The 25,536-nt window shown below is 45.3% G+C and carries 32 protein-coding genes and 1 pseudogene; 14 read left to right on the forward strand and 19 right to left on the reverse strand.

Annotated features, from left to right (window positions below; genetic code table 11):
* The first annotated feature begins 1 nt into the window (after window position 1).
* The 4 genes from AC6I8U_RS08605 to AC6I8U_RS08620 all read left to right on the forward strand — a co-directional run bounded on the left by AC6I8U_RS08605 (window position 2) and on the right by AC6I8U_RS08620 (window position 3,217).
* Window positions 2-1,099, forward strand: a complete 1,098-nt coding sequence (locus AC6I8U_RS08605) for an amino acid ABC transporter permease (RefSeq protein ID WP_128648632.1) — start codon at window positions 2-4, stop codon at window positions 1,097-1,099.
* Window positions 1,100-1,120: 21 nt separating this feature from the next.
* The gene (locus AC6I8U_RS08610) at window positions 1,121-1,870 is read left to right on the forward strand and encodes an amino acid ABC transporter ATP-binding protein (RefSeq protein WP_042475673.1); all 750 of its coding nucleotides are present in this window, start codon (window positions 1,121-1,123) and stop codon (window positions 1,868-1,870) included.
* A 214-nt stretch (window positions 1,871-2,084) separates the two neighbouring features.
* On the forward strand, window positions 2,085-2,747 hold the full coding sequence (locus AC6I8U_RS08615; protein WP_112461762.1) for a Bax inhibitor-1/YccA family protein: 663 nt from the start codon (window positions 2,085-2,087) through the stop codon (window positions 2,745-2,747).
* 140 nt (window positions 2,748-2,887) lie between these two features.
* Entirely contained in the window at window positions 2,888-3,217 is a 330-nt protein-coding gene (locus tag AC6I8U_RS08620; protein WP_446568863.1) for a TusE/DsrC/DsvC family sulfur relay protein, read from the forward strand.
* Window positions 3,218-3,221: 4 nt separating this feature from the next.
* Here AC6I8U_RS08620 and yccX read toward each other — a convergent pair whose 3' ends face one another.
* The gene (gene yccX / locus AC6I8U_RS08625; RefSeq protein WP_042475671.1) at window positions 3,222-3,497 is read right to left on the reverse strand and encodes an acylphosphatase; all 276 of its coding nucleotides are present in this window, start codon (window positions 3,495-3,497) and stop codon (window positions 3,222-3,224) included.
* Between the two features lie 149 nt (window positions 3,498-3,646).
* Here yccX and AC6I8U_RS08630 point away from each other — a divergent pair, with 149 nt between their 5' ends.
* The 4 genes from AC6I8U_RS08630 to AC6I8U_RS08645 all read left to right on the forward strand — a co-directional run bounded on the left by AC6I8U_RS08630 (window position 3,647) and on the right by AC6I8U_RS08645 (window position 7,662).
* Window positions 3,647-4,837 (forward strand): class I SAM-dependent methyltransferase, encoded by a 1,191-nt coding sequence (locus tag AC6I8U_RS08630; RefSeq protein ID WP_498016560.1) that lies wholly within the window; start codon window positions 3,647-3,649, stop codon window positions 4,835-4,837.
* A 433-nt stretch (window positions 4,838-5,270) separates the two neighbouring features.
* On the forward strand, window positions 5,271-6,554 hold the full coding sequence (locus AC6I8U_RS08635; protein WP_498018337.1) for a TolC family outer membrane protein: 1,284 nt from the start codon (window positions 5,271-5,273) through the stop codon (window positions 6,552-6,554).
* Window positions 6,555-6,556: 2 nt separating this feature from the next.
* Window positions 6,557-7,180 carry an OmpA family protein gene (locus AC6I8U_RS08640; protein WP_252014422.1) on the forward strand — a complete coding sequence of 208 codons (624 nt, stop codon included), beginning with the start codon at window positions 6,557-6,559 and terminating at the stop codon, window positions 7,178-7,180.
* Between the two features lie 122 nt (window positions 7,181-7,302).
* Complete coding sequence (locus tag AC6I8U_RS08645) at window positions 7,303-7,662, forward strand: DUF2750 domain-containing protein (RefSeq protein WP_498016561.1); 360 nt, start codon at window positions 7,303-7,305, stop codon at window positions 7,660-7,662.
* 30 nt (window positions 7,663-7,692) lie between these two features.
* On the opposite strand, the gene queC is transcribed toward AC6I8U_RS08645, so the two are convergent.
* Both queC and queE read right to left on the reverse strand, forming a co-directional pair.
* Window positions 7,693-8,379 carry a 7-cyano-7-deazaguanine synthase QueC gene (gene queC, locus AC6I8U_RS08650; protein WP_042475666.1) on the reverse strand — a complete coding sequence of 229 codons (687 nt, stop codon included), beginning with the start codon at window positions 8,377-8,379 and terminating at the stop codon, window positions 7,693-7,695.
* 35 nt (window positions 8,380-8,414) lie between these two features.
* Window positions 8,415-9,095 (reverse strand): 7-carboxy-7-deazaguanine synthase QueE, encoded by a 681-nt coding sequence (gene queE, locus AC6I8U_RS08655; protein ID WP_498016562.1) that lies wholly within the window; start codon window positions 9,093-9,095, stop codon window positions 8,415-8,417.
* Between the two features lie 150 nt (window positions 9,096-9,245).
* Here queE and AC6I8U_RS08660 point away from each other — a divergent pair, with 150 nt between their 5' ends.
* Together AC6I8U_RS08660 and yegS are read left to right on the forward strand one after the other, a co-directional pair.
* The gene (locus AC6I8U_RS08660; protein WP_498016563.1) at window positions 9,246-10,049 is read left to right on the forward strand and encodes a Cof-type HAD-IIB family hydrolase; all 804 of its coding nucleotides are present in this window, start codon (window positions 9,246-9,248) and stop codon (window positions 10,047-10,049) included.
* A 32-nt stretch (window positions 10,050-10,081) separates the two neighbouring features.
* Window positions 10,082-11,002 carry a lipid kinase YegS gene (yegS, locus tag AC6I8U_RS08665; RefSeq protein ID WP_498016564.1) on the forward strand — a complete coding sequence of 307 codons (921 nt, stop codon included), beginning with the start codon at window positions 10,082-10,084 and terminating at the stop codon, window positions 11,000-11,002.
* Here the strand turns inward: yegS and AC6I8U_RS08670 are convergent.
* The 4 genes from AC6I8U_RS08670 to AC6I8U_RS08685 form a co-directional block, all read right to left on the reverse strand.
* Window positions 10,974-11,444 carry an RES family NAD+ phosphorylase gene (locus AC6I8U_RS08670; protein ID WP_498016565.1) on the reverse strand — a complete coding sequence of 157 codons (471 nt, stop codon included), beginning with the start codon at window positions 11,442-11,444 and terminating at the stop codon, window positions 10,974-10,976. The genes yegS and AC6I8U_RS08670 overlap by 29 nt on opposite strands.
* Window positions 11,444-11,887 (reverse strand): Xre family toxin-antitoxin system antitoxin, encoded by a 444-nt coding sequence (locus tag AC6I8U_RS08675; RefSeq protein WP_394152312.1) that lies wholly within the window; start codon window positions 11,885-11,887, stop codon window positions 11,444-11,446. Before AC6I8U_RS08675 ends, AC6I8U_RS08670 begins: the two co-directional genes overlap by 1 nt.
* A gap of 123 nt (window positions 11,888-12,010) precedes the next feature.
* Complete coding sequence (nagK, locus tag AC6I8U_RS08680) at window positions 12,011-12,919, reverse strand: N-acetylglucosamine kinase (protein ID WP_234493766.1); 909 nt, start codon at window positions 12,917-12,919, stop codon at window positions 12,011-12,013.
* 156 nt (window positions 12,920-13,075) lie between these two features.
* A complete protein-coding gene (locus tag AC6I8U_RS08685) occupies window positions 13,076-13,810 on the reverse strand; it encodes a tRNA-uridine aminocarboxypropyltransferase (RefSeq protein WP_498016566.1) in 735 nt (244 codons plus the stop codon).
* A gap of 75 nt (window positions 13,811-13,885) precedes the next feature.
* Between AC6I8U_RS08685 and AC6I8U_RS08690 the strand changes: the two genes are divergently transcribed.
* Window positions 13,886-14,686, forward strand: coding sequence for a sterol desaturase family protein (locus AC6I8U_RS08690; RefSeq protein WP_498018338.1), 801 nt, complete (start codon window positions 13,886-13,888; stop codon window positions 14,684-14,686).
* On the opposite strand, the gene AC6I8U_RS08695 is transcribed toward AC6I8U_RS08690, so the two are convergent.
* Entirely contained in the window at window positions 14,683-16,722 is a 2,040-nt protein-coding gene (locus AC6I8U_RS08695; RefSeq protein ID WP_498016567.1) for a methyl-accepting chemotaxis protein, read from the reverse strand. The genes AC6I8U_RS08690 and AC6I8U_RS08695 overlap by 4 nt on opposite strands.
* A gap of 144 nt (window positions 16,723-16,866) precedes the next feature.
* On the opposite strand from AC6I8U_RS08695, the gene AC6I8U_RS08700 reads away from it, so the two are divergent.
* Window positions 16,867-17,337, forward strand: coding sequence for a C40 family peptidase (locus AC6I8U_RS08700; RefSeq protein WP_498016568.1), 471 nt, complete (start codon window positions 16,867-16,869; stop codon window positions 17,335-17,337).
* 45 nt (window positions 17,338-17,382) lie between these two features.
* Here the strand turns inward: AC6I8U_RS08700 and AC6I8U_RS08705 are convergent, their stop codons facing one another.
* Window positions 17,383-17,727 (reverse strand): DUF3802 family protein, encoded by a 345-nt coding sequence (locus AC6I8U_RS08705; protein ID WP_042475645.1) that lies wholly within the window; start codon window positions 17,725-17,727, stop codon window positions 17,383-17,385.
* Window positions 17,728-17,908: 181 nt separating this feature from the next.
* Here AC6I8U_RS08705 and AC6I8U_RS08710 point away from each other — a divergent pair, with 181 nt between their 5' ends.
* A complete protein-coding gene (locus AC6I8U_RS08710; RefSeq protein ID WP_498016569.1) occupies window positions 17,909-18,775 on the forward strand; it encodes a fructosamine kinase family protein in 867 nt (288 codons plus the stop codon).
* Here the strand turns inward: AC6I8U_RS08710 and AC6I8U_RS08715 are convergent.
* From AC6I8U_RS08715 to AC6I8U_RS08760, 10 genes and pseudogenes are all read right to left on the reverse strand, one after another.
* Entirely contained in the window at window positions 18,772-19,239 is a 468-nt protein-coding gene (locus tag AC6I8U_RS08715; RefSeq protein WP_498018339.1) for an HAD family hydrolase, read from the reverse strand. The genes AC6I8U_RS08710 and AC6I8U_RS08715 overlap by 4 nt on opposite strands.
* A 54-nt stretch (window positions 19,240-19,293) precedes the next feature.
* Window positions 19,294-19,830 (reverse strand): annotated as a pseudogene (locus AC6I8U_RS08720) (GNAT family N-acetyltransferase); the annotation flags it as partial.
* Window positions 19,827-20,225 carry a GFA family protein gene (locus AC6I8U_RS08725; RefSeq protein WP_498016570.1) on the reverse strand — a complete coding sequence of 133 codons (399 nt, stop codon included), beginning with the start codon at window positions 20,223-20,225 and terminating at the stop codon, window positions 19,827-19,829. The pseudogene AC6I8U_RS08720 and the gene AC6I8U_RS08725, both read right to left, overlap by 4 nt.
* A 10-nt stretch (window positions 20,226-20,235) precedes the next feature.
* Complete coding sequence (locus AC6I8U_RS08730; protein WP_498016571.1) at window positions 20,236-20,970, reverse strand: glucose 1-dehydrogenase; 735 nt, start codon at window positions 20,968-20,970, stop codon at window positions 20,236-20,238.
* An 8-nt stretch (window positions 20,971-20,978) separates the two neighbouring features.
* Window positions 20,979-21,578, reverse strand: a complete 600-nt coding sequence (locus tag AC6I8U_RS08735; protein WP_498018340.1) for a LysE/ArgO family amino acid transporter — start codon at window positions 21,576-21,578, stop codon at window positions 20,979-20,981.
* Window positions 21,579-21,648: 70 nt separating this feature from the next.
* Window positions 21,649-21,840, reverse strand: a complete 192-nt coding sequence (locus AC6I8U_RS08740; protein ID WP_081936078.1) for a CPXCG motif-containing cysteine-rich protein — start codon at window positions 21,838-21,840, stop codon at window positions 21,649-21,651.
* A 140-nt stretch (window positions 21,841-21,980) separates the two neighbouring features.
* Window positions 21,981-22,436, reverse strand: coding sequence for a GNAT family N-acetyltransferase (locus tag AC6I8U_RS08745; RefSeq protein ID WP_498016572.1), 456 nt, complete (start codon window positions 22,434-22,436; stop codon window positions 21,981-21,983).
* Between the two features lie 48 nt (window positions 22,437-22,484).
* Complete coding sequence (gene arfB, locus AC6I8U_RS08750; protein ID WP_498016573.1) at window positions 22,485-22,895, reverse strand: alternative ribosome rescue aminoacyl-tRNA hydrolase ArfB; 411 nt, start codon at window positions 22,893-22,895, stop codon at window positions 22,485-22,487.
* Window positions 22,896-22,901: 6 nt separating this feature from the next.
* A complete protein-coding gene (locus tag AC6I8U_RS08755; protein ID WP_252014403.1) occupies window positions 22,902-23,198 on the reverse strand; it encodes a Dabb family protein in 297 nt (98 codons plus the stop codon).
* 147 nt (window positions 23,199-23,345) lie between these two features.
* Entirely contained in the window at window positions 23,346-25,040 is a 1,695-nt protein-coding gene (locus tag AC6I8U_RS08760) for a mechanosensitive ion channel family protein (RefSeq protein WP_498016574.1), read from the reverse strand.
* A 183-nt stretch (window positions 25,041-25,223) separates the two neighbouring features.
* Between AC6I8U_RS08760 and AC6I8U_RS08765 the strand changes: the two genes are divergently transcribed.
* The gene (locus AC6I8U_RS08765) at window positions 25,224-25,475 is read left to right on the forward strand and encodes a GlsB/YeaQ/YmgE family stress response membrane protein (protein WP_252014399.1); all 252 of its coding nucleotides are present in this window, start codon (window positions 25,224-25,226) and stop codon (window positions 25,473-25,475) included.
* The last annotated feature ends 61 nt before the right edge of the window (window positions 25,476-25,536 follow it).

A 25,536-nucleotide genomic window follows, 5' to 3' on the forward strand; every position in this document is an offset into this window, starting at 1 on the left:
TATGGAACAGCATCAATTTCAACCAGACCTTCCACCTCCAGCAAATACCGTTGGTGTTGTTGGCTGGCTGCGAAAAAACTTGTTTAACGGCCCTGTTAACTCTGTCGTTACTCTTGTACTGGGTTATTTCGCAATTTCACTAATCTGGTACGTGTTTGATTGGGCAATTTTGAAGGCCGACTGGGTGGGTACGACTCGCGAAGCATGTACACGTGAAGGCGCTTGTTGGGTCTTCATCAGTGTTCGTTGGGAACAGTTCATGTACGGGTTCTACCCACAAGCTGAACTATGGCGTCCTCGCCTGTTCTATGCAACGCTAGCGATTTTCGTGGCACTTCTTGCCTACGAGCGCACACCAAAGCGTCTTTGGATCTGGCTATTCTTCGTGAATATCTATCCTTTCATTGCAGCGGCGCTACTTTACGGTGGTGTGTTTGGTCTTGAAGTCGTCGAGACTCACCGTTGGGGTGGACTACTTGTTACCCTGATTATCGCATTAGTGGGCATCATCGTATCACTTCCAATCGGCGTAGCACTGGCTCTAGGTCGACGTTCTGAAATGCCAATTATCAGAAGTATCTGTACGGTTTACATTGAAGTGTGGCGTGGTGTTCCACTAATTACCGTCCTATTTATGGCTTCTGTTATGCTTCCTCTCTTCTTCTCAGAAGGTGTGGAGACTGATAAGCTGATTCGTGCGCTTATTGGTGTTGTCATGTTTAGTGCAGCCTATATGGCAGAGGTAATTCGTGGTGGTTTACAAGCGATCCCTAAAGGTCAATATGAAGCCGCCGACGCTCTTGGACTGAGTTATTGGAAAAAGATGGGATTAATCGTGCTTCCACAGGCACTAAAAATCACTATCCCGTCGATTGTTAACACCTTTATCGGTCTATTTAAAGATACCAGTCTGGTACTCATCATCGGTATGTTCGATGTATTGGGTATTGGTCAAGCTGCGAACACCGACCCCGAGTGGTTAGGTTTTGCTACGGAAAGTTATGTATTTGTCGCGTTAGTGTTCTGGGTGTTCTGTTTTGGCATGTCGAGATACTCGATCTGGCTAGAGAACAAACTGCATACCGGTCACAAACGATAAACGGAAATTCGAGGACGTATTATGACGCAACAAGAAGATTACATGATCCAACTTAAGGACATGAATAAATGGTACGGCGAGTTTCACGTACTTAAGAATATCAACCTAGACGTTAAGAAAGGCGAAAAAATCGTAATCTGTGGCCCATCTGGCTCTGGTAAATCAACGATGATCCGCTGTATCAACCGTCTTGAAGAACACCAAGCAGGACATATCTTTGTCTCTGGTACAGAGCTTACTGAAGATCTGAAGAATATTGAGGCTGTACGACGTGAGGTCGGTATGTGCTTCCAGCACTTTAACCTCTTCCCTCACCTAACGGTTCTGGAGAACTGTACGCTTGCTCCTATCTGGGTAAAGAAAATGCCTAAAGAGGAAGCGGAAGCCATCGCTATGAAGTATCTAGAGCGCGTTAAGATCCCAGATCAAGCCGACAAGTATCCAGGTCAGCTATCTGGTGGTCAGCAACAACGTGTAGCGATTGCTCGTTCACTGTGTATGAACCCACAAGTCATGCTGTTTGATGAACCTACATCCGCGCTCGATCCAGAAATGGTTCGCGAAGTACTGGACGTAATGGTAGAGCTTGCAGAAGAAGGTATGACCATGCTGTGTGTAACGCACGAGATGGGCTTCGCTAAGGAAGTTGCAGATAGAGTTATCTTTATGGATGCTGGTGAAATTATTGAAGAAAACAATCCTGTCGATTTCTTCGAGAATCCGCAGTCAGACCGTACTCAGAACTTCCTGAGTCAGATTTTGCATCACTAATGACATCAAATGTAACAAAGGCGACGATTATGTCGCCTTTTTCTTTGTAGGTATCTGATGTACACTGGAAATATTGTGTTACATCTTGATATACCCTTAACCAGTTATTTTTATTATGATTTTGTTCAATGACTTTTATAACGGGACTTGATCTTTTGAACATTCAACCCCATAAATAGTCATATAAATAAGTAAATCATCTATGAGGAAGATTATGAACGATCCTATGGTATCTCGCAGTTCTGCTCAAGCGAGTGTACTGCAAACAAACAAGGTATTGCGAAATACTTACGCGCTGCTATCTATGACGCTACTTTGGTCTGCGGTCGTTGCAGCATTCTCAATGGCAATGAACCTACCTCGTCCAGGTCTTATCCTGATGTTGGTTGGTTTCTACGGCCTATTGTTCCTTACAGAGAAAAACCGTAACAACAGCATGGGTCTCGTATTCACGTTCTTGTTCACTGGTTTCCTTGGTTATACAACAGGTCCAATCCTAAACGCCTATGTTGGCGCGGGTATGGGCGATGTTATCGTTACTGCTCTTGGTGGTACTGCTCTAGCCTTCTTAGGCGCCTCAGCTTACGCTCTAACAACTAAGCGTGACCTATCATTCCTAGGCGGCGTACTAATGGCTGGTTTCGTTGTCCTACTTATCGGTATGGTAGCGAACATATTCCTGCAGATGCCAATGATTCACCTAGCGATGAGCGGCATGTTTGTTCTGTTCTCTACTGGTGTGATTTTGTTGACGACTCAACAAATCGTTCGCGGTGGTGAAACAAACTACATCTCAGCAACAGTTAGCCTGTATGTGTCTATCTACAACCTGTTCATCAGCCTACTTTCTATCCTAGGTATCATGAACAACGACTAATAGGTCGAGTTGTTAAACGAATAGGTAAAGCCCGAGACATTGTCTCGGGCTTTTTGCATTTAAATCAGCAAGAGAGCCTTGAAAGTTAGGACGGACCTGAGCTAACCTTCTGACGATTATCCGCCATAAGAATGACTATGATGTTTGAATACAACGGAAAAACTATCGAAACCGATGCTGAAGGATACCTTCTCAATCACCAAGATTGGGAACAAGGAATGATCGAAGCACTCGCCGCTGAAGAAGGTATAGAGCTGACGGACGCTCATATTGAAGTCGTGATGTTTGTGAGAGACTTCTACGAAGAATTTAACACTTCCCCTGCCGTACGCATGCTTGTGAAAGCGATGGAAAAGGCGCACGGCCCAGAGAAAGGCAACAGCAAATATTTATTTAAGCTGTTTAAGAAAGGCCCTGCTAAGCAGGCAACTAAGCTCGCGGGTCTTCCAAAACCAGCTAAGTGCTTGTAGGCCTCTAAAGGATCTTGAAACCTGAATAAACGTTTGTTTGTTCGCAAGGCTCCCTGACTACCGACTCTACCGATGCAGTTCTGGGACCTTGCAAAAGCCAATCACACAGCGCTTCGACTCTCGCCTCATCACCACATGCAACGACCTCTACCGACCCATCATACAAGTTTTTTGCATAACCGGTTAGACCCAGCTTTAGTCCTTCATGACATGTGTGGTAACGAAAACCCACGCCTTGTACGTGTCCAGTTACGATCACTTTCTGGCAATATTGACTCATCATTCAACTCCTAACCAACGACGTCTGCTTAGCTGATTCTAGCTTAGTTCGTGGTGATTTCGCTCCAATGCTCATGCTCAATTTGCATTTGTTTGAAACTTCACACAAAATACCCCACCTTTTCTTTCCAAAACTTCGTAAGGCATACCATGGCAGCAGCTATTCACCTTGTTAAAGGCCGCGACAAATCACTTAGACGTAAACACCCTTGGGTTTTTTCAAGAGGTATCTCTCGTGTCGATGGGACACCTGAGCTTGGTGAAACCGTCGATGTATATGCTCACAACGGCGAATGGTTGGCGAAAGCGGCTTACTCACCTAACTCTCAAATTCGCGCTCGCGTGTGGAGCTTTAAAAAGCAAGACATTAATGTTGAGTTTTTCATCCAACAAATCCAGCAAGCACAACTTCTTCGCGAAGACATTATCGAACGAGACGGCTTAACTGGCTATCGTTTAATCGCGGCTGAATCAGATGGACTACCAGGGGTGACCATTGACCGCTACGGCAGTTTCTTGGTGTGTCAGCTCTTAAGTGCTGGTGCAGAATACCAAAAAGAAACGCTGGTACAGGCTCTTATCCACTGCTTCCCTGAATGCTCTATCTACGAGCGCTCAGATGTGTCGGTACGAAAGAAAGAAGGCTTAGAAGAGCGCACAGGCGTACTTCACGGAGAATCTCCTGACAAGCCAGTCGTGATCGAAGAAAACGGCGTCAAAATCAGCGTCGATATTATCAACGGTCATAAAACTGGTTTTTATCTCGACCAACGCGATAGCCGCTTCCAAGCGCAGAAATATGTGAAAGATAAAGAAGTGCTTAACTGCTTTAGCTACACAGGTGGCTTTGGACTTTACGCGCTTAAAGGCGGCGCTAAGCGCGTTATCAACGCGGACGTTTCACAACTCGCACTCGATACCGCGAAACACAATGCCGAGCTCAACGGCTTCACAGAGAAGAAAAAAGCCGTATTCCTGAACGCTGACGTGTTCAAACTGTTACGTGAGTATCGCGATCAAGGGACGAAGTTTGACGTCGTCATTATGGATCCGCCAAAATTTGCTGAATCTAAAGCACAGCTAAATGGCGCTTGCCGTGGCTATAAAGACATCAACATGCTTGCAATGCAGATTCTAAAACCAGGCGGCACACTGCTAACCTACTCTTGTTCAGGATTAATGGACGGCAATCTGTTCCAGAAAATCATCGCAGACGCTGCGGTCGATGCCAATCGCTCGGTTAAGTTTGTTGAGCGTTTTGAACAAGCAGCAGACCACCCAACCGACACAGCTTACCCGGAAGGGTTCTATTTGAAGGGTTTTGCCTGTAAGGTCCTATAACTATTAGGTTTACCTCTCGAAGCTTCATTATCAAGCCAACTTGACGACTGTTAGGTTGGCTTTTTTACATCTGCTGTCTCAAAAATAAGATTCTATTTCACTCCATTCATTGATTTCATAGTTTTCTCTACTATTTTCAATAGTATGTACAAATTCGTTGCTAACCTTTAAATGTAAATGTAGCGAGTCTTAAATCAGATACATAATCAAGACAAATCCAGATTGAAAAGAGACTTATGCTCGCTATATTTAAAGCTACAGTTATTAACTTTTTGACTTGGTTAGTCTTATTGAAACCAAGTCAGTGGAGGCTATTATGCCGTTTCACAAACCTGAGCGAAGGGAGCGCACGTGTCATGCACGCCGCTCGCTCATTACAGGACCAAGGAGAAAGACTTTGAATAAGCTCACCCTGACCACCACAGCTTGTTTTATGGCTCTTAGCCTTCCTGTTAACAGCCAAACCCTTGAGCAAGCCGTTGCTTTCACACTCAAAACTAACCCAGACATTAAAGCTGCTTACAATGAGTACGTGAGTAAACGATACGATGCTGACGCAGCAGTCGGTGCATACCGTCCTAAAATCGATTTGGATGGCGGTATCGGTTACGAAAGAACCGACTACGACCGTGAAAACGTTATTAACAGCAGAAATGAGAGCCTAACAAGAAAGGAAATCGGGATAACGCTGACCCAGCTAATTTGGGACGGTAACGAAACACTGAACGATATCGACAGAACGGCTGCCGATGCCGAATCGGTCCGATATCAACTCCTTGCTGACGCTTCAGATATCGCTCTAGAAGTCGCTCAAATCTATCTTGACGCGACCAAGGCTTATGAAGTTCTCGCCCTATCTGAGGCCAATCTCGAAGTTCACAAGAAGATTTACTCCGATATCAAAAAACGAGTTGACTCCGGTATCGGCTCCACTGCTGACTTGTCACAGGTTGAAGCGCGTATAGCAAAAGCGCATGGTAATCTTCTCGCCGCTCAAAATAACCTTTTTGATACACACACTCAGTTTAAACGCCTCGTCGGACAGGCTCCTCTCGGACTTAAATATCCGCGAGCGGATGAAGTGGCTATCCCGCTGACTGTCGATGATGCTCTTCAAATGGCGGTAGAGACTCATCCGGTGATAAAAATATCGCAAGTAGACGTTGATTCTGCTCGATTCCAATATCAACAGACTAAAGGCGTAAACTACCCAACGTTCTACATTGATGCTGGCCACAATTGGCGAGATGACGCTAGCGGCAACATTGGCACAGACAACGAAACGCGTGCCATGCTTCGTATGCGCTATAACCTCTACAACGGTGGCTCTGACTCAGATCGAACAGAGTCGGCAGCCTATCAGCTCAATAAAGCGAAAGACTTCCGAGACCGTACCTATCGAATGGTTGAAGAAGGGTTGAAATTATCATGGACGGGTCTTGAGTACACAGTACAGCAAAGAGAGTTCTTGGCAGACCATGTTGACTCAGCATCAGACACCGTTGTTGCCTACCAAAAGCAATTCAAGATCGGTAAGCGTACCTTACTCGATGTACTTAACACCGAAAATGAGCTGTTTGAGGCCCGTAAAGGTTACTTGGATGCAAAATATGCGGAGCAGTTTGCGCGCTATAGGGTGATGAACGCGACTGGCGGTCTATTAGATGCGCTTCGTGTTGATACGCCTGAAGAATGGAACGAGAGAGTGGAGTATTAATCATGAAACTACAGAGTAAACTGATAATCTGTGGCCTGATGGTTGCGCCACTAGTCGCGGTTGCAACGACACCGGAAGAAGACAAGTATGACTATCGCCCTACTCCGGTCGCAGATCAAAAAGCTGACCTGCTCGATGACGATGGAGATGGTGTTATTAATGCGCGAGATCTGTGTATTACCACGCCTCAGGGAGCGGAGCTGGATAACGACGGCTGCGAGCAGTATATCGATGTGTCGAACTCATTAGCATTGCGTATCCTGTTCGACAATAACTCAACCTTCATCAAGCCCGTGTTTCAAAATCAGATCTCCGAAATGGCTGCGTTTCTTAACGAGTATCCAGAGACAAGCATCGAGATACAGGGTTTTGCGAGTATTGTCGGCAACGAAGACAAAAACATGGTGCTTTCTCAAAACCGAGCAGAAGTCGTTAGACAGGCCATTATAAGCAATGGCGTAGACCCTAACCGTCTTACCATCATTGGATTCGGCGAAACCAAGCCCGAGGAACTCGGTAATACTGAGTTTGCTCACGCCATGAACCGTAAAGTGGTTGCATCCGTTGTCGGATACAAAGGCGAAGTGGATATGGAGTGGACTATTTTCACTAAAATTGGAAAATAGATTATTTAAGCATCATCCACATCTAAAGCGCTCTAAATGGGCGCTTTTTTGTTGCGATTTCATTTAGATATTAGCTATCTCATGCTAGTCTTGTAAGCAGTTCTTACTGCGAGTATAAAACAATGAGTAAATTAACGTCTGATATCGAACAGAACCTAAAGCTGTTTATTGAAGAAACAAGCAAAACCCAACTTGTTTGGGGTCTTCGCAACGACGAAGGTTGGTTGGCGGTTGACTCGACTGAGTTCGAAAACAGCGAAGTAATGCCTTTTTGGTCATCTGAAGAAGATGCTAAAACGCATAATGTTGAAGAATGGGCTGACTTCGAAGTGCTGCACATTCCACTCGATATCTTTGTTGAAGACTGGTTGCTAACACTGGATGAAGATGGCGTACTGATCGGAACGAACTGGAACGATCAATTAGAAGGTAAAGAAATGGAGCCTTCTGATGTTGCTAAGCTTTATCTAAAAGCAGATTAATAAAGAAAGAGGCGCTTAAAGCGCCTCTTTTTAGTTGGACTTGTCTTCTAAGGACTTCATTACCGTTTCTTTATTGTCTAGGTACTGATTCAGTCCATTGGCTCTTAGCTCACATGATGGGCAGTCGCCACAACCATCACCAATCACACCGTTATAACAAGTCAGCGTCTCGTTTCTAACTAGCTCAAGTGCATCGTATTTGTCTGCTAACGCCCACGTTTCCGCTTTGTCTAGCCACATTAGTGGCGTCACAATATCGAGCTCTCTATCCATGCCTTGCACCAAAGCGCTGTTCATCGCTTTTATGAAGTCATTACGGCAGTCTGGGTAACCAGAAAAATCAGTTTCGCAGACACCAGTAATCACTGCTTGTGCACCAATCTGGTACGCATAGATACCAGCAAGCGTCAGAAATAGGATATTACGCCCAGGTACAAAAGAGTTCGGCAAACCGTTCTCTTGCAGCTCATGAGACACTGGAATATCGTCTCGAGTCAGCGAGCTGATAGCGAGTTCGTTAAGAAGACCCACATCCATCACTTTATGAGCTTTCACGCCTAGCTTTTTCGCTACCGCTTCTGCTACTTCAATTTCCAGCTTGTGTCGTTGTCCATAATCAAACGTGATCGCATGGACTTCATCGTACTGCTCCAGAGCCTGCACCAAACAGGTTGTGGAATCTTGACCACCACTGAAAACAACTACTGCCTTTTTCATTACTCTCTCCATTTGCGGAATTCTGCGCTATCCAATTAAGCAATATTCAAATATTTGTGGGTCTGAACCGACAAGCGCCAGTTACGAGCAATACAAGTCGACATACACAATTCTGTCGCTCGTGGTTTTTGACTGATCGGTTGAAGTGCGATAACCACGTCATCTTTAAGTGCAACGCCATCTAGCAGTTCATCTAGCTGTTCGATGTTTTTATCTGTCGCTACTGGATGTTTAATCTCGTTCGCACGCTCTAACGCCGATTCTAATACTTCACGTTTACCTTTCATTGCGACTTTAGGTGACACTGTCACCCACGTCGCATCGGTAACTTTGACTTCAGACGTACCGCTGGTCTCAATTTGACATCGAGCACCTATTGCCTCAAATGCTTCACAAAGCGGCGTCAGATCGTACTCACACGGCTCCCCACCTGTGATAACAATATGCTTAGCATTAAAACCCTGCGCGTTATACATATCAACGATGTCTTGAGCACTTACATCGCTCCACGTTGGACTATCGCCTTGCTTCGTGATGATTTCTCCAAACGCTCGCTCATCCTCTGCTTTTGCTTCCCAAGTTTGCTTGGTATCACACCATGCACAACCAACGTTGCAAATCTGAAGCCGGACGAACACCGCGGGAACGCCTGTAAATACGCCTTCACCTTGGATGGTTTCGAACATTTCGTTGATCTTGAATTGTTTACCGCTCATTAAATATTGCCAATTATATAAGATGAGCAGACCTTAAAGGATGCGCATTAGAAATTCAATACAAACCCACCGACAAAATTGCTGGTAGTTCACGACACTTTTCCCTATTCTGGAATCGTTTTGTTTTATTTCTTTTTTTAGGTAAGTCACGTGTACAAACTCATAGCTATCGATATGGATGGCACACTACTCACATCCGAAAAAACCATCTCTCAAAGAACCAAAGAAGCGATTGCCGCTGCCAAAGCGAAAGGTGTCACTGTGGTTCTAGCATCCGGCCATCCACTTAACGGCATGAAGGATGCGCTAGCTGAGCTAGAACTAACGCAGCAAGACGATTTCGTCATTCACTTTAACGGTACCTATGTGGAGAAAGTGGCGAGCGGTGAACGTTTGCACGAGCAAACACTAACGGGTAAAGATGCCAAAGAGGTTGCGCGTTTGGCTCAAAAGCTCGGTCTCGACTGCCACGCCTTCAGTACTGAAATTGGGTTGATTACACCAAGAGCCAACGCATATACCGATCACGAAGCTGAAATCAATAAGCTCGATATCAATATTTATGATTTTGAAAAGCTAGAAGATGATCATCAGATTATTAAAGCTATGATCGTAGGCGAACCTTCCAAGTTAACCGAGCAGATCGCCAACATCGATGCTGATTACCATAACCGCTACACCGTTGTGCAAAGCGCACCTTTCTTTTTAGAGTTCCTTAACCCTCTAAGTAACAAAGGTGAAGGGGTCAAGGTCATTGCAGACCATTTAGGTATCCCATACGAGCAAACCATGTGCTTTGGCGACGCAGAAAACGACCATCATATGATCAAGTTTGCAGGTAAAGGTGTCGCCATGGCCAATGCGATGGAAGAGACCAAAGCCATTGCCGATTACATTACCGACAGCAACAACGAAGATGGCGTTGCGAAAGCTATTGAAAAGTTTGTGCTATAGTTTCAGCTAACTCTCTGTTTTAAGGAAGAAACATGACTACTCGCCTACTACTTAATGGAAAGAAAGCGTCACAAGAAGATATTCGTGAGGCGGTCTATCAACTTAGAGAACAGGGGCACGAGCTGGAAGTTCGTGTCACTTGGGAAGGCGGAGACTTTGAGAGACTAGTAAAAGAAGCCGGAGAGCAAGGTGTCACTCGCCTGATTGCTGGTGGTGGAGACGGAACGGTGAACGAAGTCGTTGATGCCTTAATCAGGTATCAACTGCAGCACATTGAGTTAGCCGTTCTACCTTTAGGCACGGCTAACGACTTCGCCACAGCCTCCGCGATCCCCACAGCGTCACCCTACGACGCCCTTCTTCTCGCAATGACAGGCGACGCTACACCTATCGATGCAGCATCAGCGAATGAACGACATTTCATCAATATTGCAACCGCCGGTTTTGGCGCGCAAGTGACGGCTAATACGCCCGTAGCTCTCAAGAATTTTCTGGGCGGCGGCGCCTATACACTTGCAGGTGTTGTTCAGGCAATCAATTTTCAACCATTTAGCGGCACTGTACTGTTTGATGGCGAGGTGGTCGAAAGTAACGTCGTCGTAGGGGCGGTATGCAATGGCAGAATGGCAGGTGGTGGTCAGCCGCTATCTCCTAACGCTCTACTGAATGACGGCTTATTAAATGTCGTGTCTCTAGAAGAGTTCTCGCCTACCGATATTCCTGCGGTTGTAGACGAACTGCTTCAGGATTCTGATTTCAGTGGTAAATATGTCAAACGTAACCAAGTCAAAACGCTTGAATGGGTCTCAGACAGTATCATGCCCGTAAACTTAGATGGTGAGCCGTTGATGGCAAAACACATAAAATTCCGTGTCTTGCCCAACGAAATCAAACTTGTACTGCCTTCACGTTCGCCCGTGCTCGTTAACGGCTCAAACGGTGGTCTGGGTTAAATTCAAGTTTAACCACCGCTAGCTCCTCTAAGTTGAAAGCTGTGTGTTGTAAGTTGAGTAAACAATTAAACTCTCTAGGCACTATTGTCGAAGGGATTTTTAAGCACAAGCTCATCTCGCTTTCAAGCCACTCATCACCAATCTGGGCAGTGGAAGATGGCGCTGGATCTTCTTGCCAATCGTCAGGTAGATAGCTTTGGTCGAGCTCTATGATCAAAGCTTCATCAATATCTATTCGATAAAGGTCGTAGTCGTTAAGTAATTCGGTATCATTCAAATGAACCAGGACTTCGAGAATCGCAAGCGATTCTGAGGTAGCGAGATAAACACAACGGTTACCCGCTGAATTCCAGCGCCCGCCGTATCGCCTCGCTCCTTCACCATCGAATACTTGCTCGATATTAGTAGCAAATTTCTTTTTGACGATACGATATAAGAACATTAGTTGAATACACCGTGTTCAAGGCGACCGATTACGCTCAACACCTCTTCGGTCTCAGCACTAGTTTTCAGCATATCGCTTGGCGCAACGTACCCGAGAGCTTTAACTGGATTGTGCATCCATTGAAACGCTTTCAACTTATCATCTTCAAATAGTCGCAAAGACGCGTTATACACTTCAGCGTAGCGATAAAGTCTATCACTCTCTTCAGAAGAGAACTTACCGTCCTTCGCTCGTCGACTCAGAGTCGCACTTTTAATGTTGGTGATACGTGCTAGCTCTTTTTTCTCAATGCCTGTAACGTTGGCGAGTTTTTGATAGGTCGCATAATCAAAGCCAGCCTCGATCGCCTCATGCAGTTTGCGACCTCTTGGCGGCACACCAATTTGCGACCAAAATCCGGCAGTCGATCGAGAAGGAACAAATTTTGTTGAGGCAGTCATAAAACCTCCATTTGATAGCCTTTTAATATATCAAATGATATACCAGTTTGATCGTTTTCTCAAACCAGACTCCAGAAACAACAAAGGCGACCACTGCGGTCGCCTTTAGCAAATTCAAGCGTCTTACTTGATGTTCAAGAATGCTGCACCACGAACACCACCTGAATCACCGTGCTTCGCTTTTACAATCTTAGGACACTTAGCCACTGACATTAGGTATTTAGGCACGCGCTTTGGCATCTCTTCGTAGATAAGCTCAAAGTTTGACAGACCACCACCTAGCGTAACGACGTGTGGGTCGTTCGCTGTGAAGATATTTGCAAAGCAGATTGCCAATAGTTCCATGAACATATCAACAAACTCAATCGCATCCGCATCGCCTGCTTCGCGAGCTTTAATGATGTCGATCGCTTTTTTGCTCTCGCCGTAGTAGTTAGCGTAAAGCAACTCGAAACCGCGACCTGAAAGGTAGTTATCTAGACAGCCTTTTTTGCCACAGCCACAATCAAGCAGCGGTGCTTTGTCACCAAGGTGGAACCATGCATCGATAGGTAGACGCATGTGGCCCAACTCACCCGCAACGTTGTTGCGACCAGAGAACACTTTACCTTCGTAAATTAGACCGCCACCAAACCCAGTGCCTAGAATTAGACCCATAACTGATGGAGCATCTTGTAGCTCATCATCCCACGCTTCAGAAAGCGCGAAGCAGTTTGCATCGTTCTCTAGCTTAACTTCGCGACCGATCTTTGCTTCTAGATCACGACGAAGCGGCTTGCCCTTTGCACAACCAATGTTAACGGTCAGTACCGTACCATCGTCTGCATCTTCCATACCCGGAAGACCAAGGCCAACCTTACCCTCTGTACCCAACTCTGCATCGTACTTTGCTACAAGACCAGCAAGTGTGTCTAGTAGTACTTGGTAATCATCAACAGGTGTTGGAACGCGCTCAGTTGCCACACGTTCTAGTTTTTCGTTGAAAGCACCAAACTCAATTTTTGTGCCGCCGACGTCAAAGCCGTAATACATGAAACTCTCCTTGAAACCTCAAACCGAGGCAAAAAAATAGATAATTGATGGCATTATCCATATCCCTACCCCCTCAAACTGTGATGGAGCCCCAATTTATACCTTTGCTTGCACTGCTTGGCTAACAAGTCGTCACCTAACTGAACACAATTAGAGTCAGGTCTCGTTTTTTATTAGACCTATGAAATTATTCAGTGCCGGGCGAGACATATCGGAAGAAAAACGTGTCTTGCTCAACATATAACTTTCACGGAAAACCGCAAACCACTCAGACAAAATCATCGCGTTTCTTGAAGCGCCAAATTGCTCAAAAACCAAACTCGCTACTTCGGCAGTCGCTAGGTGGTCTTCTTTCTCTGATTTTCGCATCATGTAGTTAGATACGGCTTCGGGTTTGATCGAGCAGACTGGAAAACCGTCTAGATATGGAGACTTGCGAAACATTCGTCTCGCCTCGCGCCAACTACCATCAAGCAAAATGAATAGCGGCTTTTTACCTTCCAATGAAACTAATTCCGTCTCAGACAACACGCGCTTTTTGTCGTCTACATACTCTTCTGGAAAGATAATGATAGGTTGTAGGGTCTCATCTTTGAGCAGCGCCAACATCTCAGGATTAGGCTCAGTACGATGCCAAGGAAACGCATAGCCCTGTTCCACCGTATCAAGTATCAAGCGTCCTGTGTTACTCGGCTTTAGGATCTCAGCATCAGAGACAAGAAGCATCACCGCAACATCTGGGCTCGGCTCTGGCTGGTGCTCACAGATACAATATTGCTGTGCAATTTGGCATGTTTTACAGCGCACCACTTTTGCTCCACGAGCATTAAATGGTTTGGTTGCAGCGGCAAGGCGCTCGTCGTACATTGTATGGAAGGCGTGGCGTCTCATGTTGGTGTTACTCTGATAAAAGGTGGCGGGATTCTACTTCGCCCGTCACAGATAGTAAAAGGAAACTCATCATTGATGGAACACAGTGACTCAATTCGATTAGCGATTTTTCTCTCCGTACTAATAATCTGTGCAGTATGGGAATGGTGTGCGCCTCGAAAAACCCGCACTCGCAGTCGCTGGCTGCGTTGGACGAATAACCTGGGCTTGGTTGGGTTTAACTCACTGACACTGGCTTTGGTAATGCCTTTACTCGCCATTGAGTCTGCAATGATCGCCGCCGAGAACAATATTGGTTTATTCCATTGGCTTGAGCTTCCTTTATGGTTCACCATACCTTTATCGGTCGTATTCCTCGATGCGGCTATCTACTTTCAGCACCTCGTTTTTCACCGAGTTTCTCTATTGTGGCGTTTACACCGCATGCACCATGCGGATCGCGACATCGACGTAACGACCGGAGCTCGGTTCCACCCTATCGAAATAGTACTCTCAATGTGGATTAAAGTGGCTATCGTTATGCTATTGGGCGCCCCTGCTCTCGGAGTTTTGGTATTTGAGATCGTATTAAATGCCAGTGCTATGTTTAATCACAGCAATGCCAAACTCCCGCTTGGTGTTGATAGATGGCTTAGAAGGATCGTTGTCACCCCTGATTTTCATCGCGTGCACCACTCTGTCATTCCAAGGGAAACCCACTCCAACTTTGGCTTCTTTTTGTCAGTTTGGGATCGTTGGTTTGGTACCTACCGCGCGCAACCTGAACTCGGTCATGATAGAGTGGAGATTGGCATACCTGAGTTCTCAGCGCCAAACGAACAAAGGCTGGATAAACTACTTACCCAGCCTTTTAGAAACGATTCAAACCTTGATTAGATTCGGTTCAGTTCGTACTTGTGCAACATAGCTTGCTGGTGCCCAGCAATCTCTGCGACCTGCTCGGCACTCTCAACCATAGATTCAAGTTGCATGTTTGAATGCTGCCCCTGGTCTGTTACGTGAACAATAGCGCGCCCTACTTCAGCGGTTGCCCTTTCTTGCTCTTCTGTTGCCACAGAGACCTGCTCAGCGCGTTCGCGGATGTGGTTTACCGATAATGCAATATCGGCAAACGACGCTTTTACTCGTTCACTTGACTCTAACGCGTGATTCATTTCACCTCGTGATTCAGTCACAGATTGTCGAGAATCTTGAGCAGCATGCATTAAATCTGACATCATTTGACGGATGTTCGTGGTTTGCTCCGAGGTATCACTTGCAAGCTTGCGAACTTCATCGGCAACAACCGCAAAACCACGCCCCATCTCGCCAGCTCTTGCTGCCTCTATGGCAGCATTAAGCGCAAGCAAGTTGGTGTTATCGGCGATGCCACTGATCATATCAACCATCTCTTGGATCTGTTTTACTTTGCCGTCCAACTCGTTCATTGACGCTTCGTTATTGCCAAGTGTTGTCTCAAGAGAATGTAAGCGCTCCTGGTTGTCTTCCACAGCTTTAAGACCGAGCGTAGCGAACTCTTCAGCTTGTTGAGAGTCGGCAAATGACGCCGTTGTCACCGTGGCGATCTCTTTAATCGAAGCTTCTAATTGAGTCACGGTTGCCACCATGCTGTCTAGCGACTCATTTTGAGCAAGTAGGCTATTGCGAGTCTCTTCAGCAGCACCATGGCTAATTTCTGCTGTTTGATACAGGGTCTCGCAGTTCCTTGTCACCACTTCAATAGAATCATGAGTCGAAGCGATAACTTGGTTGAGCTTGCGTGCAATATCGCGCATCTCTGATGGACCGGACATGACTACATCGCCCGTCAAGTCATGCTCTACTAGTCGCTTCAACTGGCGTGTAATGTTCTTGAGAGCGCGATTTACCCATCTTCGTAACCCAAAGAATACCGAAAGTACAACAACAACCAAGACCGTTGTTGTGATGACAAGAGTAACAATGTTGGTTTGAATCGTGTCATTAACCACTGACTGACTCTCATCAATCAACTTTGCTGCCGTATCAGATATGTCGGAGAGAAGTTGAGTCGTTTCATTCGCCAACACTGCTGCATTCGCTAACTCCTCTCTCTGAGTCGTCACAAGCTCTAAACGTTCAATGATCTGGCGTACCACACCTGTCGGCTTAAAGCCTTCTTTTACCATCTCGTAAGGTGCTGTGAAGCTTGGGAACTCACTGATTTCTGGATGCCATTCTTCAAATTGATCGTAAGCTAAGTTGATACCTGCGTAGCGGTTGCGCATTTGACGATATTCTGCATTTGCAGTCGTAATGTCTGTTTGCATCATCAGCATAAGAAAGGCACTTTCCATCGAACTAGCCGCAGTGACCACACGCGTTGCTGCATCTGCCGATGATGGATTGTTTTGAGTAAATAGCAGGCTAATGCGACTCATCTCTTGACCTAGTGTGCTTATAGCATAGCGAAATCCCGGTACTTCTTTATCAATGTTCGCATCCATTGCCAAAATATCTGACTGATAAGCAAGAATCGCCTGAGTTGCCCCTTGAAGCTCGAGAATTTTTTGAGCCAATAGGTCGCGCTGCTCTGGCGTTACCGCGTTACCCATTTCAGCAGCTATTAAAAATAGGTTTTGGACTTTACTGTCACTTTGCTCGACAAGCTCATTAATGCGCAATCTGGTCTCGGCCAACTCTTGTGTAGACTCAAGCTGTGTACCGTAATTGAGTAACTTGACCTGCTCTAATACATCTTGCGTCAACGCGGCATTATTTAACGAAAGCGGTAATGCGTTCTCTGACAAATTATCAAATTGCTGCTTTACTTTATTTATACCGTTAGCACTTAACAAACTAACGCCAATAAATATGAGGATAATAGTTAAGAAAATGGCACTTAAAGCGTGCACGAGTGAGATGGAGCGTGTTCCCTTGTTTGGGGATGTCATAATCAGTCCGTTGTCTTGATCAATTAAACTGTAACCAAATCGGTCACTCATTCGTACAAGTTAATGATTTGGTATAGAATTATCGGAAATACTAGAGAGCGTTAATGACGTTTTTATTACATTTAAATGTAAGCAGTGTGACAAATGAAAGTTGTTAAATTATTGATTTCATACAGTATGGTAGCTTTATTGGCAGCGTGTTCTAGCCAACCCCAGCGCGCGCAACACACTCAGCAAAGCTACAACACTCAAGAAAATGCCGCCTTTTTAGCAGAATATAAAAAGTGGCAAGGCGTGCCCTACCGACTCGGTGGAACTAATTATTCTGGCGTAGATTGCTCGGCTTTTGTGCAGGCGGTATATAAAGATGCCTATGCGTTGTCATTGCCAAGAACCACAGCACAGCAAGTAAGAGTAGGCGAGAAAGTCTCTTACAATAATGCACAAAGCGGTGATTTAGTCTTTTTCAAAACGGGAAGAAAGACTCGCCATGTCGGTATTTATTTAGGGGGAAATACCTTCATGCATGCATCAACATCGAAAGGTGTGGTGCTATCGAGATTAGATAACCCATACTGGGCGTCTACGTTTTGGCACTTTAGAAGTGTGCAATAACCTTTCTCTTATCACCTTTGTCGACAAGAGAAAGGTAAATATCATCTAATCGTACTTTGCGACTGCAGTATCAAATAAATTTTTAACCAACGCGATGTACTCATCTAGAAAAGCGATTTGTTCATTCGTCGCTTTTTTATTCCAGACTCCCGCCAATACCTCTTCAAGATCTTGAATGACCAAGTCGACTTCTTTTAGTAACTTGAAGCGAACACTTGAGTGAAGCTCTGGGTTCTGCTCAAAGACCGCCATGATATTAGATGCCACCATATCGGTTGATACATCCTCAATCGTTTCTTCGCCGGTATCCCCGACTTCTGAGGTGAACACACTTAGGTTGAGTGCAAGGTGTTCGATGAGTGCTTGATAGCCGTCAGTATCTACAACCACGACTGCTCTCCTAGCAATTACTTAAATATGACAAGGTGTTAACCATAGCAAACCTAGGTCACGTTTGTAAGAACACAAGTGGAAATTCGGGTGGCATGTCAATGAATCTGTGCGCTGACAGTATGTTATGTAAGCAATATTGTTCTACACTAGCGATAGTGTTGGCAGGCGGGGGTAATCTATGTGGCAAGCAATTTCAGATCAGCTTTCGGAAACGCTCATGTTCGAGTTCAATATTACCGAGCGAATAAAAATGAGCGGCGGAGACATTAATCAGTGCTACATGATTAGTGATGGCGACCAACGCTACTTTGTTAAACTCAACGACAAAGACTTCATAGCGAAATTCGAAATCGAAGCCGACAACCTCACAGCGTTGCGCGAGACCAATACTGTGCACGTCCCTGAGTTGGTATTGATCGGCAAAACCAAAGAATCTGCATTCATCATCCTTAACTATATCCCCGTTAAACCTCTTGATACCGGTCCGGCATGCTACCAGTTTGGAGAAGAACTTGCCAAGCTCCACAAATGGGGCGAGCAGAAAGAATTTGGATTCGATCAAGACAATTACATTGGTGCAACGCTCCAACCTAATCAATGGCATAAGAAATGGTCACGCTTTTTCTCAGAGCAGCGCATTGGTTGGCAACTACAACTACTCAAAGAAAAACAAATCACCTTTACCGACATTGATGACTTCGTTGAGTTGGTCAACGAGCAGCTCTCGGGACACAACCCAAAGCCTTCTCTGTTACACGGTGATTTATGGTACGGAAATGCCGCCAATACGGCATTTGGTCCAATTTGCTACGATCCTGCCAGCTACTGGGGAGACAGAGAGTGCGACCTAGCGATGACTGAATTGTTTGGTGGGTTTAGACAAGAGTTCTATGACGGGTATGAGAGTATTCTCGCGATTGAGCCAATGTACGAATACAGAAAGCACATTTACAACCTTTATCATGTTCTCAACCACTGTAACCTGTTTGGTGGTGAATACTTAGACCAAGCAGAAAAGCTTATCACCACCATCCAATCATCTTAACGGCTTGTTACAACAATCAATCGGCTTTGCTCAGCTTGAAGAATCTCCTCTAGTCTAGCAAAGCCGTTTTCATTGCTGCCCTCATCAGACAAACCTCTAGGATTAAACCAGTTGGCTCTTAATCCAGCCTGCAATGCGGGTTCAATGTCCCTTTGGGTTTGATCACCCGTCATCACCAATCGCTCTGGTGAGACGTTTAGCCTGTTCGCGATAGTTGGGAAGAATTCGGCGTCATCTTTCGTCACACCCAGATTGCTATAACAAAAATATCCAGATAAATCCTGAGCTAACCCAACGCGCTCAAACGCTTTATGAATATCTCTTTCGGCCGAATCCTTGGCATTAGTAGCAACGTAAACCGGACAAAGAGCGGATAGACCTTTTAGTAAAGCAGCCGCACCCTCAACAGCGCGAACTTCAGTCCAATCGCACATTTTTCCTTGTTGCGAAGGGTCGTCAAACATCAAGGTATCTCCCCAGTCGAAGAGATAAATATGATTTTGCAGACGCCATTGCACTTCTAGTACCTTCCATTCCTCGCGCAGAACACCATACTTAACTGAATCGTAGTACTCTCCTTGGTAGTATCTAACTTTACGAAGACGCGCCTCTTGTTGCATCCCCAGTTTTTCAGCGCAGCGCATCATACGAGGGTTTCCAGACCAGGTTGTTAACCCTACACGCTCGATGTCTAGCAAACTGAATAGATGGCTAATCCAAGACACTAGCGCTTTCTTACCGATACTTCTGCCCCACAATGTAGAGTCATAGACCAATACACCAACTTCTAGCCACCGAGTTGCCTTATCTTCCCAATAATAACTGACGGTACCAATCGCTCGTCCCAAATACTCGATGACCAATGCATCTTGGCCTTGTTTCAGTCGCGAAAAGTAGTTGTCCGCAAACTGCGCTTGAGTCGGCCTTTCATAACCAAAGTAAGGTCCGTTAAGTTGAGTCCAGTTTTCATCACCCGTCATAAGATCGTAGATTGCCGATAGGTCTGCGTAGGTAGCTTGTCGAAGAATGACATCTTGAAAGCTTAACTTAATCATATCTTTCGTACCTCGCACTCATCGAGTGTCTGCCAAGAATCTGCACCATCAAAGTATCGAACCTGCAAATTGGCCAAGTTATCTGCAAGTCTGAAATTAATCGCTGTTCGCGAACTATCGGCTTTGCCACTAGAGGTATAATGAGTAACGCATCCACAAATAGAGCAATGTTGGAAGTCGATGTAACCGTCTCCCCATCGATACGCTTTGGTCTTAATTGTTTTGGTTGTCACTTCTACGTCGTCTGGCGAAAAGTAACCCCAAGGCGCTGCATAACGTCGACAGATAGAGCAATTACAACTAGTCACGGACTCAGGTATAGACTCAAAAGAGAGTTGAACATTTCCGCAGTGACAACTAAGCGTGTGCTTTTCATGATGAGTCGCTTTGTGCATGATGATTCCCCTATTTTCCGCCTGACACATCAATAAAGGTACCGGTGACAAAAGACGCATCATCGGAAAGAAGCCATGCGATAGCTTGAGCGACTTCCTCTGCCTCGCCACCTCGTCCAAGTGGGATCTGAGCAGCAAGTCGATTAACTCGCTCGGGTTCTCCACCATCGGCATGCATCTCTGTGTGAATCAGTCCCGGTCTTACTCCGTTTACACGGATATTGCGCGAAGCGAGTTCCAACGATAGCCCCTTGGTTATCGTATCCAAAGCACCTTTACTAGCCGCATAATCGACATACTCAAATGGCGAGCCGGTAACTGCCGCACGTGAAGATACGTTAACGATGCTTCCACTATCTGAGCTCATGTATTTCACTGCCTCGCGACAGCAGATTAGCGCACCTGTCACGTTGGTCATCAAAATCTTGTTGATCCTCTCACTTGTCAGAGCCTCTAACGTGCACTGCTTGCTCAATATGCCGGCATTATTGACGAGTCCATCTATCTCGCCATGCTTTTCATACACCTGACTAAACATGGCGACAACTTCCTCTTCATTGGCGATATCAGCTTGATAACACCAAGCTTGACCACCTTCTTTTCTAATAGACTCAACTGTCTCTTCTGCTCGTGTCTTATTCGCTAGGTAGTTCACGATTACGCGGTGTCCCTGCTCTGCCAATAGCTTTGCCGTCTCACTGCCAATCCCTCGGCTGCCGCCTGTAACAACAATTAAACGCCCCATAAGTACTCCTAAATTCCAACCAGTGAAATGGCAATTGCTAACATAATGCAGCCGACAAGGGCTTCAAGGATCTTCCATGAAATCGGTTTATGAAAAATGGGTGTAAGTAGCCGAGCGCCGTAGCCTAAAGAGAAGAAAAACACGAATGATGCTGTCACAGCACCCAAACCAAAAGAAAGTTGCTCTGGCGCATATTGAGTCGATATCGATCCTAACAGAACGACTGTATCGAGGTAAACATGAGGGTTAAGCCAAGTTAGCGCTATGCAGATAAGCACGGTTTTCGTTAGGCTAGAGTTCGCATCTCCTTCTGGATCAAGTTGATGTGAGCTGGAAATCGCCGACCGAAAACTCTGGAAGCTATAGACAAAAAGAAAAGCAGCACCCGCGTAACGGGCGACCTGTTCAACTTGAGGGTATTTTTCAATCACCACACCGAAGCCACTGACTCCAGCGGTAATCAAAGCGGCGTCAGATATTGCACAAACTGCGCACACAAAAAAGACGTAATGGCGTTTGAGCCCCTGCTTAAGGACAAATGCGTTTTGAGCCCCAATGGCGAGAATCAAAGAAAGACCAAGCGAAAAGCCGGTAAAAAAGACGGCGATATCCAAACTAACTCCAGTTTACATCCATATAACAAGCTAGTTTGTAACGTGTAATTAGTTGAATTTCAATCTAAACATCATTTTCATGCCGTACCGTAACGAAGACATCATCACTGTCTAGCGTCACTTCGAACAAAATAGGGCGGCAGCAAACATAGCAATCTTCTATGTATTCCTGGCTATCGACCGTGCAATCGATAGAGGTCTCGAAAGCCTCTCCACAGTAAGGACAATTTACTCGCCAAGCTCTGATTGCTTCCATGATCTATCCTTTTTGCTTTTTCCATAAGTTTAGAATTGCTATAAGGCATTAACAAATGTTGCGTCTTGTTCCACATACGGCGCTATAAAAAGCTCCGATAGATACTCTAGACTAAAGGATCAGATTCAATTGTCGCGAAGTTATAGAGTTTTCGTCATAAACGTACTATTGGGGTCGAGCACATAATCAGCAAACGGCTCGCATTCAACGAAGCCATGACTCAAATAAAGAGCTCTTGCTGCCGTAAAATAGTCTTCTGTGCCAGTTTCTAGGCTTAAACGAGCGTAACCGTGTTGCTCAGCCTTCTTTTCCAAATGGGCTAACAACGACTTCGCAACACCCTTGCCCCTAGCTTGATGCGATGTACGCATTGATTTTATTTCAGCATGTTTGGCATCTAGTGCTTTAAGCGCGATACAGCCCAATAGGTCCTCGCCACGCCAAGCCGTCCAAAACTCAATATTCGACTGGCGTAACGCCTCTATATCTAACGCATGAACACTCTCTGGTGGGGATGTGGCATACATATCGTCCAAGTGCTCTTGAAGAAGAGCCTTAATCTGAGAACCCTTTAAGTCATCCTTGATAATATCCAATTCTTTTTCCTCGATTTTATTTTTTAAGTATTTCGCAAAGTCTATACTCTATTGCACTTTTCCTCGCAGCGCCTTAGTTTGGCTCTTACGCTTCTTGTTATCCACCCGTCGTTTCTGAGATGCTCTTGTAGGCTTGGTCGCTCTGCGCGCTTTTTGAACGACGGTCGCAGAAAGTATGATCTGCTTGAGCCTCTCTAGGGCGTCTTCACGATTTTGCTCCTGAGTCCGGAACTGTTGAGCTTTTATGATGATGACGCCTTCTTTCGTGACTCTCGAATCGGATAGCGATAGGAGTCTCTCTTTATAGAAATCAGGTAACGTGGAGCGCTTGATATCAAAGCGCAAGTGAATAGCTGAGCTCGTCTTATTGACTTTCTGACCACCAGCCCCCATCGAGCGAATAGCGGTCAGTTCTATTTCCCAATCGGCGAGTGTTACTGTATTTGAGATTTTTAACATAGCTATCTAAAGCGAATAATCAAAGACGACAATGTCTTCTAGAATTGGACGAAACACTGCCTTTAATGCGTCATGCTCTGGATGCGGAAGGTAATTTTGGCGCCCGGCTTCGTCACGGAAGGTCATCAACACAGTATGTGTATAGTGTTTATTCTTACCTTCAGGGCTATCGTTTACGCCCCACTCTACAGCGTCTACTCCTTCCACTTTCGAAGGCATAGCCTCAAACAGTGCCTTTAGCTCACTGATGTTTTGTTCCGTTGCGGTTGGTTTAAACTGAATGAGGAGTATATGGCGTATCATGCTCATCACCTTCTGCGTGCTGTTGGCGCGGTAACTTATTGAATTTAAGTGATGGTACAGAATATATCTTCAAGACTCTAGCATGTTGAGACTAAGTTCAAACAAAATGAACAGGGAAAGATGCTCCTTGCCCTGTCCATTAAAATATTACGAGTTATCAGATGCGGCGTCTTTTACCATATGCAGATGCACATCTTGTTGTGGGAATGGGATCGAGATACCCTCGCGATCAAATCTGAGTTTGACCTCTTTGGTAATATCCCAATACACATCCCAATAGTCATCTGTTTTAACCCAAGGTCTGACGATAAAATCGACGGACGAGGTATTCAACGTATGTACTTTAATATTAGGCTCTGGGGATTTCAGAACGGCTGGATGAGCATGGACGATCTCAGTTAAGACCTGCTCTGCTTTAAGTAAGTCATCGCCGTAGCCAATACCAAATATCATGTCTACGCGTCGAGTACGTTCGTGTGTGACATTCTTGATAACGTCACCCCAAATCTTGCTATTTGGAATGATGATAATCTGGTTGTCGAAGGTTCGAATCGTCGTGTTTACTAGACTCATATGGCTCACCTTGCCATCTACGCCACCCGCAAATACAAAATCCCCCACATCGAAAGGACGGTAGATGAGTAGCATCATACCAGCAGCAAAGTTAGACAACGTATCTTGTAGCGCGAAACCAATAATGACACCCGCAATACCGAAACCGGTTAGGATTGGCGCAAGATTCAAACCGATCTGCGACAGCCCCACCATGATGCCGATAACCCAAACAATGTTACCTGACATCGAAACAAAGAAGTTTTGCATCAGATGGGACAGTTTGAGGTTTTTATTGATTACCGCCTTCGAGACAACCTTTCGTACAAGCCTTACTATCGCTCGGGTTACGAACAAGATGAGTAGAAAGATAAGTACCTGGAACAGCTGCTGTGGTGCATTATCTGCGAGCCAGTCAACAGCTTGACTCCACCAATGGCTTATTAGTGAAAACATTACTTTAGCATCGAGAATATCTTGTGTAATGTTGCCAGTAATAGAGAACACCTGACGCTTATACTCAGACGTATCTAGTCCAACTTCATCACCCAACACAATAAGGTTTCTTAAGCTTTTTGTCTCAATGCTCAGACGCTGTTTAAGAATCAGCTGGCTCGTTTGCAGCCCTGCTTTATCACCTTCGGGGGCCGACGCTATTTGCGTACTGATTGCACTTGCTTGCTGTCCAAAATACTCAATAGACGCTGACGTTAAACGAAGGTTTTTACCAATAAGGACTTCAAACTCTGCTTCTGCTTCCTTGTCTTGTACATCCAGTTTCTCGAGCCATACTAGGTTTTGCCAGCTAGCGTCATAGGCCGAGTTCAAATATTCCTGTAGCTCACTATAAGTGTTGAGAATGGACAGCTTACTCTCGTCTTTAGCCGCGTTAAACTGCTCTGTCACCTCTTCAATCTTCTTCTCGAGGTAAACTTTTGCTCCCGTCGTATATTTCTGTTGGACTCGAACTTGTTCGATCAGCGTGTCTTTCGGCAATGAATCAGCGTCAATGGCATTACCAATCACTTCCCGAAGTTCATTGTTCTTGTTGAATAAGCGAAACTGAATCGCGTCTTTTTGATCACCACTCGTCACTTTCAAAGATTCCGATAAATCACGAATTTCGCCATTCACACGTGCCAACGCAGCTTCCGCTTTAGAGGTTGCAGGCGATGCTGTTTGAGCAGGTTCACTTTCTGCATGTAACAACCCGCTAAAACAAGTCAATGACAGTGACAAAAGTAACGCAGCCCATATACGTCGGGATGGAAAAGAAGAAGGAACACTCATTCAAAACTCCTTGAAGGTGCTAGTTTTTTTATTAGTTACCTAATAATAGAACACTATTGCTCACTGCCTACCATCTCTAAATTGAGATTGTCTATATGATCACCGTCTATCACCAATAGCCTACCTTTAAAAATCTAACCATCGACTATGCTTAAGAAGATTCTCACTTCAAAGGAGTTACACATGGGCATTATCTCATGGATTATTCTAGGACTGATTGCAGGCGCCTTAGCAAAATGGTTGATGCCGGGGAATGATGGTGGTGGCTGGATTGCGACTATGCTTCTCGGAATTGCCGGCGCTTTTGTTGGTGGTTTTATTGGTGGATTTTTGGGATTTGGTGGGGCAAGCGGCATAAATATCGGCAGTATTATTACTGCGACGCTCGGTGCCTTTATCTTACTGTTTGTCTACAACCGATTCTTAAAAAATTAAATATTGACAGAGCGCAGTACGGTTCTAAATCTTTCCTGCGCTCTTTATTTGCGGCTTCAAG

This window comes from Vibrio sp. KUL80 (assembly GCF_059725495.1).